Raw genomic sequence first — 16,011 nt, 5'->3', positions numbered from 1 at the left:
ATGAACACCGGCCACCACGAGGCGTCCTGGCGGCTCCCGGAGAGCGACCCGTACGCCCACGTGGCACTGGACCACTACATCCACCTGGCCCGGATCGCCGAGCGCGGCACCTTCGACTCGCTCTTCCTCGCCGACGGACCGCAGCTGTGGAGCAACCTCGCGCAGCGGCCGGCCGGCGCCCTGGAGCCGCTCACCCTGCTCACCGCGCTGGCGACGGCCACCGAGCACATCGGGCTGATCGCCACCGCCTCCACCTCGTACAACTCTCCCTACAACCTGGCGCGCAGGTTCGCCTCGCTGGACATCATCAGCGGCGGCCGGGCGGGCTGGAACATCGTCACCACGGCCGGTGCGGAGGCGGCCCGCAACTTCGGGCTCGACGCGGAGCCCGCGCACGCGGAGCGGTACGCCCGGGCCGCCGAGTTCCTCGACGTGGCGCTCAAGCTCTGGGACAGCTGGGAGGACGACGCGATCGTCGCCGACAAGGCGGCCGGCGTCTGGGGCGACGACACGAAGATCCATCCGCCCCGCCACCGGGGGAAGTACTTCAACGTCGAGGGCGCCCTGAACGTGCCGCGCTCGCCGCAGGGCTATCCGCTGCTGGTCCAGGCGGGCTCGTCGAAGGACGGCAAGGCGTTCGCGGCCCGCTACGCGGAGGCGGTGTTCACCGCCCAGCAGACCTTGCGGGACGCCCAGGACTTCTACGCCGACCTCAAGTCCCTGACGGCGGCGGCCGGCCGCGACCCGGACCACGTCAAGGTGCTGCCCGGCATCGTCCCGGTGATCGGTTCGACGGAGGCGGAGGCGCGGGCGAACGAGCAGGCGCTGGAGGACCACCTCGTGTACGCGCACGGCGTGGACCGGCTGGAGGGGCTGCTGCAGTTGCCGCCGGGCACGCTGGAGCTGGACGGACCGCTGCCCGCCGACCTGCCGCCGGAGAGCTCCGTCGAGGGCGCCAAGAGCCGCTACACGCTCGTGGTGGAGCTCGCCCGGCGCGAACGGCTCACCGTGCGGCAGCTGATCGGCCGGCTCGGCGGCGGGCGCGGGCACCTGACCTTCACCGGGACGCCCGAGCAGGTCGCCGACGCCGTCGGGGAGTGGTTCACGCTCGGCGCCGCCGACGGCTTCAACATCATGCCCGCGGTCCTGCCGTCCGGCCTGGACGCCTTCGTGGACCACGTCGTCCCGATCCTGCGCGCCCGCGGCCTGCTGCGCGAGGAGTACGGCCCGCGCCGGACCCTGCGCGAGAGGTACGGCCTCCCGCGCCCCGCCAACCAGCACGTCGCCCCGGCACTCGCCCGCATCTGAGAGGAATCACCATGCCCGGCATCGAGATCCGCAAGGTCACCGCGAGGATCGGCGCGCAGGTTTCCGGCGTCGACATCGGCAAACCGCTCGACGAGGAGACCGTCACCGTCCTGCGGGCCGCCCTCGACGAGCACAAGGCGCTGGTCTTCGACGACGTCGGCCTGGACGACGAGGGCCAGCAGGCGTTCGCCCGCCACTTCGGCGACCTGACGACCGCCCATCCGACCGTGCCCGCCGTGGCGGACGCCCCGAACGTGCTGCCCGTCGACAGCGAGCGCGGGCGGGCCGCCAACCACTGGCACACCGACGTCACGTTCGTCCTCAACCCGCCGCAGGCCAGCACCCTGCGCAGCATCACGGTCCCGCCGTACGGGGGCGAGACGCTGATCGCCAACTCGGCCGCCGCCTACCGGAACCTGCCCGAGCCCCTGCGGCGGTTCGCGGACACGCTGTGGGCCGAGCACACCAACGACTACGACTACGCGGTGCCCGAGGAGGAGGTCGACGAGGCGCAGGCCGCGCAGCGCGCCCAGTTCACGTCCGTCACGTACCGCACCGTCCACCCCGTGGTCCGGGTGCACCCGCTGACCGGCGAGCGCGGGCTGTTCATCGGCGGCTTCGCCCAGCGGGTCACCGGCCTGTCGGTGACCGAGTCCCGCAAGGTCCTCGACCTGCTCCAGGCGTACGTCGTACGGCCCGAGAACGTCCTGCGGCACCGGTGGTCGCCGAACCAGCTGGTGCTGTTCGACAACCGCATCACCCAGCACTACGCCGTCGACAACTACGACGGCCTGCCGCGCCGCCTGAACCGCGTGACGGTGGCCGGGGACGTCCCGGTCGGCATCGAGGGCAAGGAGAGCCACTCGATCACGGGCGACGCGTCGCACTACACACCGGTGGCCTGACCTGCGCCTCCTGCGGCACACACGACCCACGGCCCCCGCAAGCACTGGCTTGCGGGGGCCTGTCGGTACGGAGGCCTCCGGTGCACGGCGCCGGAATGCCCCATCCGAGGAACATGCGGTGCATCACCTGCAAACGGGACGGACCGCCGCACTCCTACAGGTTGCTGAAGTCCGGGCCCTTCGTGCGGGTGCGCTTCAGTTCGTAGAAGCCCGGGACCGAGGCCACGAGCAGCGTGCCGTCCCAGAGCCTGGCGGCCTCCTCGCCCTTGGGTGCCGGGGTGACGACCGGGCCGAAGAAGGCGATCTGCTCGCCGTCGGCGCCGGGCACCGCGATGACGGGCGTGCCGACGTCCTGGCCGACCTTGTCGATGCCCTCCTTGTGGGAGGCGCGCAGCTCGGCGTCGAACTCGAAGTCCGCCTGGTCGGCGTAGTCGATCAGGTCGGCGGGCAGGCCGACCTCGTCGAGCGCGCCGGCGATCGCCTCCTTCGTCGGGCCGAGACCGTCGTTGTGGATGCGGTTGCCGAGCGCGGTGTAGAGCGGGCCGAGGATGTCGGCGCCGTGCTTCTGCGCGGCCGCGGTCACCACGCGGACCGGCTGCCAGGCCGTGGTGGACAGCATCTCGCGGTACTCGTCGGGCAGCTCGTCCAGCTTCGGCTCGTTCAGCACCGCAAGGCTCATGATGTGCCAGTGGACCTCGATGTCCCGGACCTTCTCCACCTCCAGGACCCATCGCGAGGTCATCCATGCCCAGGGGCACAGCGGGTCGAACCAGAAGTCGACAGGAGTCTTGGCGGACGTCTGCTCGGACATGCTTCTCCTCGGTCGGGGTCGGTCGGGGTCCGTCGGGTGTAGAGGGGTCCTGGATGCTGCTTCAAGGGTCAACGCGATCGGCCGCCCGCGCCATTCCCGGGTACCCCGCGTCAGGGGCGCATGGCAGGATCGGTCCTGTTCACACGTATGCGACCCGTATCCATGACGCCACGAGGGAGTGCCGCCCGTGCCCGGTGAGAATCTGTCCCGCGACGAGGCCCGCGAGCGGGCGGCACTGCTGTCCGTCGAGGAGTACGAGGTGTCCCTGGACCTGCGCTCCGCGGTGGGCGGTACGGACACCGGGACCGGGCCGCGTACCTTCCGGTCGGTGACGACCGTCCGGTTCCGCAGCGCCGAGCCGGGCGCCACGAGCTTCGCGGACCTGGTCGCGCCGGCCGTCACGGCCGTCTCGCTGAACGGCAGGGACCTCGACCCGGGCGCGGTCTTCGACGGCTCGCGCATCCTCTTGGAGGACCTGGCCGAGGACAACGAGCTGGTGGTCGACGCCCAGTGCGCGTACAGCCGCACCGGTGAGGGCATGCACCGCTTCGTCGACCCGGAGGACGGCGAGGTCTACCTCTACACGCAGTACGAGCCGGCCGACGCCCGCCGGGTCTTCGCGGGCTTCGAGCAGCCCGACCTCAAGGCGCCCTTCCGCTTCGAGGTGCGGGCCCCCGAGGGCTGGGTCGTGTGGAGCAACGGCGTGGGTGAACTGGTCGACGGGGTCTGGCGGTTCGCCGGGACCAAGCCGATCTCGACGTACATCACGGCGGTCGTCGCGGGCCCCTACCACTACGTGACCGACCTGTACGAGCGTGTCCTGGACGACGGCAGCCGGCTGGAGATCCCACTCGGCGCGCTCTGCCGCAAGGGCCTCGCCAGGCACTTCGACGCCGACGACGTCTTCCTGGTCACGAAGCAGGGCCTGGACTTCTTCCACGACCACTTCGACTACCCGTACCCGTTCGGGAAGTACGACCAGGCGTTCGTGCCCGAGTACAACCTCGGCGCGATGGAGAACCCGGGCCTCGTGACCTTCCGCGAGGAGTTCATCTTCCGCGGCAACGTGACCCAGGCGTCGTACGAGCGCCGGGCGAACGTCATCCTGCACGAGATGGCCCACATGTGGTTCGGCGACCTGGTGACCATGGTGTGGTGGGACGACCTGTGGCTCAAGGAGTCCTTCGCGGACTTCATGGGCACGTTCTCGATGGTCGAGGCGACCCGCTTCACCAACGGCTGGACCACCTTCGCCAACAACCGCAAGGCGTGGGCGTACCGCGCCGACCAGCTGCCCTCCACGCACCCGGTCACGGCCGACATCCGCGACCTGGAGGACGCCAAGCTCAACTTCGACGGGATCACGTACGCCAAGGGGGCCTCGGTCCTCAAGCAGCTGGTGGCGTACGCGGGCCGGGACGCCTTCCTGGAGGGCTCCCGCCGCTACTTCAAGCGGCACGCGTACGGGAACACCCGTCTCGGTGACCTGCTGGCGGCGCTGGAGGAGACGAGCGGGCGCGACATGACGGCCTGGTCGCGGTCCTGGCTGCAGACGGCCGGGGTCAACTCCCTCACCCCGCAGGTGATCCTCGACGCGGAGGGCCGCGTCGCCGAGCTGACGGTCCTGCAGGACGCCGCCGAGTCGCACCCCGAACTGCGTCCGCACCGGGTCGCGGTGGGCCTCTACCGCAAGGAGGACGCGGACGGCCCGCTCGTGCGGTACGCGCGCGCCGAGGTGGACGTCGACGGTCCGCGCACGGTCGTCGGCGAGCTGGCCGGCGCGGACGCCCCCGAGCTGGTCCTCGTCAACGACGACGACCTCACGTACTGCAAGATCCGCTTCGACGAGGGGTCGCTGGACACGCTGCGCGCCCACCTCGGCGACATCACCGACCCGCTGGCCCGCGCCCTGTGCTGGTCGGCGCTGTGGAACCTGACCCGGGACGCGCTCATGCCCGCGCGGGACTTCGTCGGCCTGGTGCTGCGCTTCGCGGGCCGCGAGTCGGACATCGGCGTGCTGCAGACGCTGCACGCCTGGGCGGACTCCGCGCTCACCTTCTACGCGGCGCCCGGGTGGCGGGAGACCGGCGGGCGGCTGCTCGCCGAGGGCGCGCTGCGGGAACTGCGGTCCGCCGAGCCGGGCGGCCAGCACCAGCTGACGTGGGCGCGGTTCTTCGCGGCCGTCGCCACCGGCGGGGCCGACCTGCAGATGCTCTCGGGTCTGCTGGAGGGCACGGAGAAGATCGACGGGCTCGAGGTGGACCAGGAGCTGCGGTGGGCGTTCCTGGAGCCGCTCGCCGCGCACGGGGCGGCGGACGAGGGCGTGCTCGCCGCGGAGCTCGCCCGCGACGACACCGCCTCCGGCAAGCGGCACCAGGTGCGGTGCCTGGCGGCCCGGCCGTCCGCGGCGGTCAAGGCGCAGGCGTGGGCCGCCGTGGTGGAGTCGGACGCGCTGTCCAACGCGCTGGTGGAGGCGACGATCTCCGGGTTCGCGCAGGCGTCGCACCGGGAGCTCTGCGCGCCGTACGCGTCGAAGTACTTCGAGGTGATCGAGCGGGTGTGGGAGGAGCGGTCGATCCAGATCGGGATGGACGTGGTGCGCGGGCTGTTCCCCTCGCTGCAGGACTCCCGGGAGACGCTGGACGCGGCCGACGCGTGGCTCGCCTCCCACGGGGAGGCCGCGCCCGCGCTCCGGAGGTTGGTGCTGGAGGCCCGGGACGACCTCGCGCGGGCGCTGCGGGGGCAGGTGTGCGACGGGGGCTCCGCCGGGTGACCGTTGTCGGATGCGGGCGCGGGTGCGGGTGCGTCGTGGCTTGTCGCGCAGTTCCCCGCGCCCCTGAAGGATTGCGCCGTTCCCCGCGCCCCTAATGGGGGGCGTGCGCTTGGAGGTTGACGTCGGGACCGTTCGCAACGGTTACGGAATTCGGGTGGTCCATGCCGTGACCCCCGGTGGACCAGGGGGTTTCGGCAGTCGGGCGGCCGGACTTTAGGGCAGGGTTGTCCGGTTTTGACGACGGGCTTGTAACAGCGGTTAGCGGGGCGGCCGGGCGCGGCAGATTCGAGGTCATGAACCACAACACCCCGCTCTCCCCCCGCCCCCTGCGCCACCTCGCCGACGTACAGCAGCGTGTCCTGACCACCGCCCAGCTGCGGGCGCGGGGCGTGAGCGGCGCCGACGTCACCACCCGGTGCCGGCCCGGCGGCTCCTGGCAGCAGCTGCTGCCGGGCGTCTTCCTGCTCCGGCCGGGCCCCGCCACCACGGAGGAGCGGCTGCACGCCGTCCTGCTGTACGCGGCCCGCTCCCCCGTCACCGAGCCGGGCGTCCCCCTCCAGCCCGGCGGTGACGGACCGCACGCCCCGCAGCGGTACGCCGACGCGATGGTCACCGGTCTCGCGGCGCTCGCCCTGTACGGCTTCCCGTCGGCTCCCCCGCCGGGGTCCCTGGACCGCGTCGACGTCCTCGTCCCGCGGCTGCGCCGGCTGCGCTCGACGGGCTGCGTCCGCATCGTCCGTACGCCCGCCATGCCGCAGCCCGTGGAGCTCGCCGGTGTCCCGGTGGCGCCCGTCCCGCGCGCGCTGGCCGACGCGGTCGCCGACCTCACGGACGCGGGGGTGGTGCGCCGGCTGCTCACCGAGGCGGTACGCGGCGGCCACTGCGAGCCGGCCGCCGTCGTACGGGAGCTGACGCAGGCCCGGCTGCTGAGCCGGCCCCACGTGGTGGACGCGGTCGACTCGCTGCTCGCCGAGGGCCGGGCCATCGCCGAGGACCGGCTCTACCGGATGGTCGCGGAGCACGGTCTGCCCGACCCGGTCTGGAACGTGGACCTGCGGCTGCCCGGCGGGCCGTCGCTCGGCGGGCTCGACGCGTACTGGCCCGACCACGCCGTCGCCCTCGAACTGGACACGCGGGCGCCGCGCCACGACGACGACATCTGGTCCGAGTACGCCCGCAAGCGTGAGCAGCTGGAGCGGCTCGGGATCACCGTCGTGCACGTCACGCCGAAGAAGCTGCGGGACTCGGCCGAGCAGCAGGCGACGGTGGTGCGTACGGCTCTGATGGCGGCCGGGGACCGTGAACCCGCCGCGTACGTCGTGGTGCTGCCGCGCTGAGGGAACGGGGCCGCGTGGTCGTGCGGCGGGCGCGGGTGCGTCGTGGCTGGGCGCGCAGTTCCCCGCGCCCCCTACGGGGCGCCTCCGTTCAGCTCTTCTTCAGGACGAGTTCCGTGTTGCGGTCCTCCGGGGCGCCGCTCAGGTCCGTGCGGGCGCCCGGGGCATTGAAGGAGAGTTCCCGGTAGAGGGCTGCCAGGCCCGTCTGGGAGAGGTCGTCGACGTTCGTCCTGTGCGGGGCCGCGGACTCGATGAGCGTGGTGAACAGGGAGAGCGTGCCGTCGTGGTTGTCGGCGATCTCGATCACCCGGGCGAGCTGCGGGAAGTCGACGTGCGAGGCGGTGGAGACCTCCCAGAAGGAGCGGCCGCCCGGGGCGGGGTGCGGGGTGATGTCGTTCTTGTGGCTGTGGCCGTTCACCCAGGCCAGCACCGGGCGGTGGGCGCCGAGCACGGCCAGCACCTCGTCGCCGCCGTGCCGCCGCTCCCCCGGGTGCGCCGGGTCCTCGCGGAGGTTGCGCATCGTCCTGCTGGTGTGGTGGCTGAAGACGATGACGTGTTCCCCGTCCTTCCCGGCCGCCTTGAGCGTGCGCTCCAGCCACCGCAGCTGCGCGGTGCCGAGCGAGCCCTCGTAGTGGCCGCCCGGGTCGGTGGTGTCGAGGCTGATCCCGAGCAGGTCGTCGGCGATCCGGAACGTGTAGTACTGGGTCCCCGCGGCGAGGTTGGCCTGCGAGTAGCCGTGTCCGACGGGGCCGGCGCCCGTGTGGGCCGGGTCGAGGTGCGCCCGCAGGTACTCGGCGGGGGTGAAGGGGGCGCGGCCCTCGTCCGGGGTGACCGAACGCATCCTTCGCCCCTCGGACGTGAGCATCTCCTTGAAGCCGGCGCCCCTGGGGTCGCCGCCCTTCTTCACGTTCTTCCACAGGGCGGTGCCGACCGACTCGTCGAGCGTCATCAGCTTCCTGCCGCCGACCGCGAAGTCGGCGAAGAAGGAGTCGCCGGGCGCGTAGCAGCCGCCGGGCAGGGAGTCGTGGTTGCCGACCGTGGAGTACCAGGGCAGGTTGAGGCCGGGGCTGCGCAGTTCGCGGATCGCGGCGGCGAGGAAGCCGTCGATGCGCGGGAAGCCGAGCTGCTTGTCGGCGTCGCGCAGGGCCGACTCGGGCTGCCAGTACAGCGTGAGGTCGCTGTTCTGGACACCCTCGTAGCGGTCCGGGTCACCGGAGTTGGGGGTGATGCGGCCACCGCTCATCACCTTCAGGAACCAGTCCAGTTCCGTCCTGGCGTTGTTGTCGGTGTTGTCGCCGGTGGTCATCACGAAGTGCAGCGGGGAGCCGGTGACGGGGGCGCCGCGCAGCGCGTTGACCCGCTCGACGAGCGAGACCGCGCCGGCCACCGACAGGGACTCCTGGGGGCGCCAGGCACTGGCGGTCTGCGCGCGCAGGTACTCGTACCGCAGCGGGTGCTGCACGTCGACCAGGTGCAGGTCGGTGAACTGCACGAACGCGGCGAGCGCGGTGCGCCGTTCGGCCCGGCCGGCGCCGGGCGCGGCCAGGTCGCCGCGGACGACGCGCGGCCAGGCGGGCCCGTCGCCGAGCCGCCGGTACCCGGACCCCGGGCGGGCGGCCGCGACGGTCGAGAGGCTGGTGCCGCGGGTGTACGGGGCCAGGGGCGCGGCAGGCGCCCTGCGGGAGACGGCGACGGGCCGGCCGTGCGTGGTGGCGGCGGTGCCGGCGGCGGCCTCGCCGGTCCCGGGCCGCAGCGCGAGGCCGATGCCCGCGGAGAGGGACACCGCCCCGGTGGCGGCCAGGAAGGCGCGGCGGTCACGAGCGGCGGTGGCGACAGAGCGTATGCGCGACATGGCGCGGTCTCCCCGGGTGCGGACGCTTCAGCAGAGGTCGCGGGCGGTCCGCTCACGCGAACTTCCCGCTCTTACTGGATGGTTGGCACCGGGGGTGGCCTGTGCGTTAACTGGACGGCAACGCACGACGCCCATCACCGTACGTCGATCTCGGACTACCCTGCGCGTCCACCGAGCCCTCTCCGGACGGAGGGGGGCCGGTCACTCCATGTTCATCCGGCGGGGTAGGGGACGGGTCCGCCGTCCGGATTCAGGTGTCCGCGGGATGTTCCGGGACGCCCGTCACCCGCCCGGCCGCGGGGCGCTCCCGCCAGAGCGCGAGTCCCACGTCGACGAGCCCCACGCGTTCCAGCGCGGGCACCTCGTCGAGCGGGTGCCAGGCCGCCATGTCGGTGGAGCCGCCGGTCTCGTGGCGCAGTTCGCCGCCGGTGACGCGGGCCTCGTAGACGAGGCGCAGGCCCTGGAAGTCGGTGCCGCCGAAACGGCGCGGACGGATGAGCCGGTTCGAGTCGACGCCGAGCAGGGCGAGGGGTTCGACCGTGTAGCCGGTCTCCTCCTCGGCCTCCCGGACGACGGTGTCGTACGGGTCCTCGCCGTGGTCCATGCCGCCGCCCGGCAGCGTCCAGCGCCTGCCGCCGTCCCTCGCCACCCAGCGTGCGAGGAGCATCCGCCCGTCCCGCACGCATACGGCGTAGGCCGCCACCCGCAACTGCTCGCGCATGGCCGCACGTTACGCCAGAGGCATCCGACCGTACCGGTTTGGCCGGAGATCGACCGCATGGCGTATGGCGGAATTACGCCATGAACACTTCACGCCTCAGTCAGCTCTCCCCAAACGTCCGTCTCGTGGGTAAAGCTGAGCGGTCATCCGGGTTCACATTCCGGACTGACGCGATCGATTCGATGTAGATCCGATCGTGAACGGACTTTTCCTTTACTCACAAGGATGCTGATGACCCTCAACTCTCAGCGCGCTCCGATCAGCGGAGCGAGACGTGCGGCACGCATAGCCGTTGCCGCCGGTCTCGTGGCCGCTCTCTCCGCGGTCGGGCCGATACCCATGGCCTTCTCCGCGGACGACCCGGGCACCCCCGCCGCCGACACGCCGGTCAAGTCCGCGAGCGGCAAGCTCGGTTCGGCCGACGCGGACCTCCTCGCCGAGGCGCGGGCGGCCGGCGACAAGAACGTCACGATGATGGTCGCCACCGCTCCCGGGCAGACCGAGCAGGTCGCGGGGCAGTTGGACGCGGTCAAGGGCGGCTCCGTGGGCCGCACCTACGACAAGCTCGGCTACGTCCGCGCCACCGTCCCGACCGCCCGGGCCGAGGCGGCCATCGCGGCGGCCTCCAAGCTCTCCTCCGTGCACGGCATCGACCTGCGCCAGGAGATCGCGCTGGACGACCCGACGCCGTCCGCCGACACGGCCAGGGGCGCGAAGAAGACCCCGACCGCCGGCACCTACCCGGCCCCCGGGAAGAACACCCCCGCCGAGAACCCGTACAACCCGTCCTTCGAGACGGGTGCCGTCGACTTCGTGGAGGACAACCCGAAGGCGGACGGCCGCGGCGTCACCATCGGCATCCTCGACTCCGGTGTCGACGTGGCGCACCCCGCGCTGCAGAGGACGACCACCGGCGAGCGCAAGATCGTCGACTGGGTGACGGCGACCGACCCGCTGGTCGACGGCGACGCGACCTGGCGTGCCATGACCAACGCCCGCTCGGGCCCGGCCTTCACCTTCGACGGTGAGAGCTGGAAGGCCCCGGCCGGCGACTACGCGGTCAGCCGCTTCCGCGAGTCCGCGTCCACCGGCGGCGACGCGAACGGCGACCTGAACCGCGACGGCGACACCACCGACAGCTGGGGCGTCCTCTACGACGCCGCGGCCGGGACGGTCCGCGTCGACCTGAACGACAACAACGACTTCACCGACGACGCGCCGATGAAGCCGTACAAGGACGGCTACCAGGTCGGCTACTTCGGTACCGACGACCCGGCGACGGCCATCGCCGAGCGCGTGCCGTTCGTCGTGGAGATCCGCAAGGACGTCCCGATGGACCCGCTGGGCGGCACCTGGGTCGGCAAGAAGTCCGACTTCGTCAACATCGGCATCATCGAGTCCGAGCACGGCACGCACGTCGCCGGCATCACCGCCGCCAACAAGCTGTTCGGCGGGAAGATGAACGGCGCGGCGCCCGGCGCCAAGCTCGTCTCCTCCCGTGCCTGCACCTGGACCGGCGGCTGCACGAACGTCGCGCTCACCGAGGGCATGATCGACCTCGTCGCCAACCGCGGCGTCGACATCGTGAACATGTCGATCGGCGGCCTGCCGGCGCTCAACGACGGCAACAACGCGCGCGCCGAGCTCTACACGCGCCTCATCGACACCTACGGCGTGCAGCTGGTCATCTCGGCCGGCAACTCCGGCCCCGGTGCCAACACGATCGGCGACCCCGGCCTGGCCGACAAGGTCATCTCGGTCGGCGCGTCCATCTCGAAGCAGACCTGGGCCGCCAACTACGGCTCGGCCGTCGAGAAGAAGTACGCGATGCTGCCCTTCTCCTCGCGCGGCCCGCGTGAGGACGGCGGCTTCACGCCGACGCTGACCGCGCCCGGCGCGGCCATCAACACCACGCAGACCTGGTTCCCCGGCGGCCCGGTCGCCGAGGCGGGCTACTCCCTGCCGCCCGGCTACTCGATGCTGCAGGGCACCTCGATGGCGTCCCCGCAGGCCGCGGGCGCCTCCGCGCTGCTGCTGAGCGCCGCGAAGCAGAAGCACATCGACCTGACGCCGGCGAAGCTGCGCACCGCGCTCACCTCGACCGCCGACCACATCAGCGGCACGCAGGCGTACGCCGAGGGTGCGGGCCTCATCGACATCGAGGACGCCTGGAAGTCGATCCGCCGCGGCGCCACCGCCCACGAGTACGGCGTCAAGGCCCCGGTCGACACCGCGATCGACTTCGCACTGAAGACCCCGGGCTTCGGCACCGGTCTCTACGACCGCGAGGGCGGCCTCAAGGCCGGTCAGAAGAAGACGTACGACGTCACCGTGACCCGTACCACCGGCGCGGACCGTGCGATCCGGCACGAGCTGCACCTGGCGAACAACCGGGACAAGACGTTCCGGATCGTCGGCAAGGACGAGGTCTCGCTGCCGCTGAACGAGCCGGTGACGGTCAAGGTCGAGGCCAGGCCTGAGAACGCCGGGCTGAGCAGCGCCATCCTGGAGGTCGACGACCCGCGCACCGAGGGCGTCGACAAGCAGGTGCTCACCACGGTGGTCGTCTCCGCCCCGCTGTCCGCCCCGCAGAAGTACACCTACGCGGCGTCCGGCACGGTGCAGCGCAACTCCAGCACCTCGTACTACGTGACCGTCCCCGAAGGCGCCAAGAACCTCGAGGTCGCGATCGGCGGACTGAAGACGGGGAGCCAGACCCGGTTCATCGCCATCCACCCGTACGGCGTCCCGATCGACAACACGTCCACGCCGTTCTGCTACAACAACTACCTCGACGGCAACGGCTGCCGCCCCGACCTGCGCTCCTACAGCGACCCGCAGCCGGGCGTCTGGGAGATCGAGGTCGAGTCCCGGCGTACGTCGCCGCTGCTGGACAACCCGTACAAGCTGGGCGTCGAGGTGCTGGGCGCCGAGTTCGACCCGGCGGTCGTGACCGTCCCCGAGGCCAAGGTCGGCACGCCGACGCCGGCTTCGTGGAAGGTGACGAACAAGCTCGCCGCGGTCGACGGCTCCCTGCAGGGCGGTCCGCTCGGCTCCTCCAAGAGCACGCGGCCGACCATCGCCGAGGGCGCCACGGACATCGTCACGGTGGACGTGCCCGCGGGCGCCGAATCGCTCGACGTGAGCATCGGCAACGTCTCGGACGCCGCCGCCGACCTGGACCTGTCGGTCTACGACGCGCAGGGCAACGAGGTCGGTTCGTCCGCGGACGGCGACTCCGAGGAGGCCGTCTCCGTCCCGTCGCCCGCGGCCGGTCAGTACCGCGTGCTCGTCGCCGGCTACTCGATCCCGGCCGGCACCACCGCGTACGACTACCTGGACGTGTACTTCGCGCCCTCGCTCGGACAGATCGAGGTCGACCCGACGCCCGTGAAGCTCGCCACCGGGGCGTCCACGTCGGTCACCGCGAAGGTCGTCGCGAACGCGGCGGCGCCGGAGGGACGCACGTTCTTCGGGCGCGTACAGCTCGTGAACGCCCGCGGCACCGCGGCCGGCACCGGCAACGTCCTGATCGAGAAGGTCGTGCCGTAACCGGGGCAGCGACACGAACAGCAGCAGGAACAGCGGGGCGGGCGTCCGGGTGACCGGGCGCCCGCCCTCTCCGTTCCGCTGTGCGGTGTCCCGCTCAGCCGCGGCCCTCGTCCGGACCCGGGCACTTCATACCGCGGGCCCCCGGCAGGGCCTCCAGGATGTCCCCGCGGGCGTCCGCGACCCCCGGACCGGTCTCCCAGTCGAGCCGGTCCCGCGCGAACACCGGCACCCGCACCAGGGCGTACGTGCCGGCCTTCAGGTCCTCGCGCGCCTCCTCCGGCAGGGTGACGGTGATCGTCGGGTGCTCCGCCACGGACCGCTCGGGGCGGTAGTAGCGCTTCACCTCCAGGACGACGTGCACGTTCCCGGCGCCCGCGGCCGTGACGCCGCGCACGGTCCCCTCGACGAGGACCTTCGCGCACGCGAGGTGCGTCTGCGGTGAGGGGCCGAGGTCGCCTGCGCTGTCCTCCTGCTTCGAGGCCGCCGAGTCGCCGCTCCCGTCACCGCCGGCCCCTCCCTGCACCCCGAGCCACACCAGTCCGCCGAGCAGCGCCGTGCCCGCCGTGACGACCAGCGCGCCGACGGCCGCTCCCGTGTGACGGCGGTACCGGCCCGGGCGGCGGGGGCCGGCGGGTTCCGGCGGTCGCAGCGGCGCGGACGCGCGCACCGGCCGGTGCGCCGCTGCGGGTGCCCGCGGGCCGCGGACGTCCCGGCCGGGGGGCGGTCTTTCCCCGGCCAGGGCGTCCCCCATGAGCCGCAGCTGGTCCCTGAGCAGGGCCACGTCCGCGACCGCCGACCGGTGCTCCGCCATGAACAGCGCGTCGTCCCCGGCTCCCGCGGGCAGGGGCTCGTCCGTGAGCGCGGCCAGCAGCGCGTCGACACCCTCGTACCCGGTTTCGTCCTCGGCTCCTTCGTACGCGGACACGTCACACCACCTCGTCCTCGTGCAGGCGGGTGCGCAGCGCGCGGACCGCCGTGTGCAGCCTGCTCTTGACCGTGCCCTCCGGGATGCCGAGCTCCTCGGCGATCCCGCGGACGGGCAGGTCGGCGTAGAAGCGCAGCACGAGGAATCTGCCGCTGGGCGTCGGGCAGTTCGTCCAGGCCCCGGGCCACGGCGAGGGACAGCACCTTCGTGTCCTCGCCCGAGTCGTCCACGGCGTGCTCCGCGGGCCGCAGCGAGGCCAGGCGTTCGCCGATCCGCTCCTGCCGGCGCCTGGCCCGGTGCCAGTCCATGGCCAGGTTCGAGGCGACGACCGCCGCCCACGCCGACACGTCACGCGGTGCCTCGGTCCCGCTCGCCGCCCGTTCCAGGAGCCGCAGGCGGACCTGCTGCACCCCGTCCGGCAGGTCCGCCTGCGGCACCCCGCCGAGCGCGAGCACGGCCCGCACCCGGCGTTCCTGCGCCGCGTCCAGGGGGTCGTCGAGCGGCCCCCCGGCCGCCTCCCCGTCCCCCTGGACGCGGCGGGCTCTTCTGCGCAGCACAGCCACTTCTCCCCTCGCCGCGTTTCCCCTAGGACGCGGGGGGCGTGCGAAACGTTCGACCGGCTCCGGCGGAGGCGTACGTCACACCGTCTCAGTGCGCGGGCAAAGGATTGGACACATGGGCCGGGGTGGGACACATGATGGAATCCCGGCCCATGAGGAACAGGCAGAAGGAGTCGCTGTGAAGGTAGGAATCGTCGGAGCCACCGGTCAGGTCGGCACGGTCATGCTGAGGATCCTCGCCGAGCGCGACTTCCCGGTGGAGACCCTGCGGCTGTTCGCCTCGGCCCGTTCGGCCGGTTCGACGATCGACTACAAGGGCGCGCCGGTCACCGTCGAGGACGCCTCCGCGGCCGACTACACCGGCCTCGACATCGTGCTGTTCTCCGCGGGCGGCGCCACGTCCAGGGCCCTCGCCGAGAAGGTCGCCGCCCAGGGCGCGGTCGTGATCGACAACTCGTCCGCCTGGCGCAAGGACCCCGAGGTCCCGCTGGTCGTCTCCGAGGTCAACCCGCACGCCGTGGCGGACCGGCCCAAGGGGATCATCGCCAACCCGAACTGCACCACGATGGCCGCGATGCCCGTGCTGAAGCCGCTGCACGAGGAGGCGGGCCTGGAGGCCCTCGTCGTCGCCACCTACCAGGCGGTCTCCGGCTCCGGACTCGCCGGTGTCGCCGAGCTGCACGGCCAGGCGCAGAAGGTCGTCGCCGACGCGGACAGGCTGACGCACGACGGTTCGGCGGTCGAGTTCCCCGAGCCGGGCGTCTATGCGCGGCCCATCGCCTTCAACGTCCTGCCGCTGGCCGGCTCCCTCGTGGACGACGGCTCGTACGAGACCGACGAGGAGCAGAAGCTCCGCAACGAGTCGCGCAAGATCCTGGAGATCCCTGGTCTCAAGGTCTCCGGCACCTGTGTCCGCGTGCCGGTCTTCTCGGGCCACTCGCTGCAGGTGAACGCCCGGTTCGCGCGGCCGCTGAGCGTGGAGCGTGCCACGGAGCTGCTGGGCGGGGCCCCGGGGGTCGCCCTCTCGGAGATCCCGACGCCGCTGCAGGCCGCCGGCCAGGACCCGTCCTTCGTGGGCCGCATCCGCGCCGACGAGACCGTGGAGCACGGTCTCGCCTTCTTCGTGTCCAACGACAACCTTCGCAAGGGCGCTGCGCTCAACGCTGTGCAGATCGCGGAGCTGGTGGCGGCGGAGCTGTCCGCCGCCGCGGTCTGACGCAACGACCCGCGTCCGCAGGACCGCCGGGCGGTCCTGCGGACGCGGGTCGTG

At 72.3% G+C, this 16,011-nt stretch carries 10 protein-coding genes and 1 pseudogene; 6 read left to right on the top strand and 5 right to left on the bottom strand.

Annotated elements, in window-relative coordinates; all coding sequences use genetic code 11:
* Together QFZ75_RS25360 and QFZ75_RS25355 are read left to right on the top strand one after the other, a co-directional pair.
* Entirely contained in the window at nucleotides 1-1,308 is a 1,308-nt protein-coding gene (locus tag QFZ75_RS25360) for an LLM class flavin-dependent oxidoreductase (protein WP_373466061.1), read from the top strand.
* Nucleotides 1,309-1,319: 11 nt separating this feature from the next.
* Nucleotides 1,320-2,213, top strand: a complete 894-nt coding sequence (locus QFZ75_RS25355) for a TauD/TfdA family dioxygenase (protein ID WP_307540417.1) — start codon at nucleotides 1,320-1,322, stop codon at nucleotides 2,211-2,213.
* A gap of 154 nt (nucleotides 2,214-2,367) precedes the next feature.
* Here the strand turns inward: QFZ75_RS25355 and QFZ75_RS25350 are convergent, their stop codons facing one another.
* Complete coding sequence (locus QFZ75_RS25350) at nucleotides 2,368-3,024, bottom strand: DsbA family protein (RefSeq protein ID WP_307540416.1); 657 nt, start codon at nucleotides 3,022-3,024, stop codon at nucleotides 2,368-2,370.
* Nucleotides 3,025-3,211: 187 nt separating this feature from the next.
* Here QFZ75_RS25350 and pepN point away from each other — a divergent pair, with 187 nt between their 5' ends.
* Both pepN and QFZ75_RS25340 read left to right on the top strand, forming a co-directional pair.
* The gene (gene pepN / locus QFZ75_RS25345) at nucleotides 3,212-5,797 is read left to right on the top strand and encodes an aminopeptidase N (protein WP_307540414.1); all 2,586 of its coding nucleotides are present in this window, start codon (nucleotides 3,212-3,214) and stop codon (nucleotides 5,795-5,797) included.
* Between the two features lie 293 nt (nucleotides 5,798-6,090).
* Complete coding sequence (locus QFZ75_RS25340) at nucleotides 6,091-7,134, top strand: hypothetical protein (RefSeq protein WP_307540412.1); 1,044 nt, start codon at nucleotides 6,091-6,093, stop codon at nucleotides 7,132-7,134.
* Nucleotides 7,135-7,222: 88 nt separating this feature from the next.
* On the opposite strand, the gene QFZ75_RS25335 is transcribed toward QFZ75_RS25340, so the two are convergent.
* Together QFZ75_RS25335 and QFZ75_RS25330 are read right to left on the bottom strand one after the other, a co-directional pair.
* Entirely contained in the window at nucleotides 7,223-8,983 is a 1,761-nt protein-coding gene (locus QFZ75_RS25335; protein ID WP_307540410.1) for a TIGR03767 family metallophosphoesterase, read from the bottom strand.
* A gap of 250 nt (nucleotides 8,984-9,233) precedes the next feature.
* Nucleotides 9,234-9,704 carry an NUDIX hydrolase gene (locus tag QFZ75_RS25330; protein ID WP_307540408.1) on the bottom strand — a complete coding sequence of 157 codons (471 nt, stop codon included), beginning with the start codon at nucleotides 9,702-9,704 and terminating at the stop codon, nucleotides 9,234-9,236.
* Nucleotides 9,705-9,935: 231 nt separating this feature from the next.
* Here QFZ75_RS25330 and QFZ75_RS25325 point away from each other — a divergent pair, with 231 nt between their 5' ends.
* Nucleotides 9,936-13,256, top strand: a complete 3,321-nt coding sequence (locus tag QFZ75_RS25325; RefSeq protein ID WP_307540406.1) for a S8 family serine peptidase — start codon at nucleotides 9,936-9,938, stop codon at nucleotides 13,254-13,256.
* A gap of 94 nt (nucleotides 13,257-13,350) precedes the next feature.
* Here the strand turns inward: QFZ75_RS25325 and QFZ75_RS25320 are convergent, their stop codons facing one another.
* Together QFZ75_RS25320 and QFZ75_RS25315 are read right to left on the bottom strand one after the other, a co-directional pair.
* The gene (locus tag QFZ75_RS25320) at nucleotides 13,351-14,181 is read right to left on the bottom strand and encodes a hypothetical protein (RefSeq protein WP_307540404.1); all 831 of its coding nucleotides are present in this window, start codon (nucleotides 14,179-14,181) and stop codon (nucleotides 13,351-13,353) included.
* A gap of 1 nt (nucleotide 14,182) precedes the next feature.
* Nucleotides 14,183-14,738: pseudogene (locus QFZ75_RS25315) on the bottom strand (RNA polymerase sigma factor).
* A gap of 181 nt (nucleotides 14,739-14,919) precedes the next feature.
* Between QFZ75_RS25315 and QFZ75_RS25310 the strand changes: the two are divergent.
* A complete protein-coding gene (locus QFZ75_RS25310; protein WP_307540402.1) occupies nucleotides 14,920-15,957 on the top strand; it encodes an aspartate-semialdehyde dehydrogenase in 1,038 nt (345 codons plus the stop codon).
* Nucleotides 15,958-16,011: the final 54 nt, after the last annotated feature.

This window comes from Streptomyces sp. V3I8, from assembly GCF_030817535.1.
GTDB lineage: Bacteria > Actinomycetota > Actinomycetes > Streptomycetales > Streptomycetaceae > Streptomyces.
Note: the sequence above shows the minus strand (reverse complement) of the source record. Positions and strands in the feature narration are given on the sequence as shown.

Bases quoted from the DNA above. Each gene is read 5' to 3' on its own strand.
- QFZ75_RS25360 (WP_373466061.1), top strand. From the start codon at position 1: ATGAACACCGGCCACCACGAGGCGTCCTGGCGGCTCCCGGAGAGCGAC.
- QFZ75_RS25355 (WP_307540417.1), top strand. From the start codon at position 1,320: ATGCCCGGCATCGAGATCCGCAAGGTCACCGCGAGGATCGGCGCGCAG.
- QFZ75_RS25350 (WP_307540416.1), bottom strand. From the start codon at position 3,024: ATGTCCGAGCAGACGTCCGCCAAGACTCCTGTCGACTTCTGGTTCGAC.
- QFZ75_RS25340 (WP_307540412.1), top strand. From the start codon at position 6,091: ATGAACCACAACACCCCGCTCTCCCCCCGCCCCCTGCGCCACCTCGCC.
- QFZ75_RS25335 (WP_307540410.1), bottom strand. From the start codon at position 8,983: ATGTCGCGCATACGCTCTGTCGCCACCGCCGCTCGTGACCGCCGCGCC.
- QFZ75_RS25330 (WP_307540408.1), bottom strand. From the start codon at position 9,704: ATGCGCGAGCAGTTGCGGGTGGCGGCCTACGCCGTATGCGTGCGGGAC.
- QFZ75_RS25325 (WP_307540406.1), top strand. From the start codon at position 9,936: ATGACCCTCAACTCTCAGCGCGCTCCGATCAGCGGAGCGAGACGTGCG.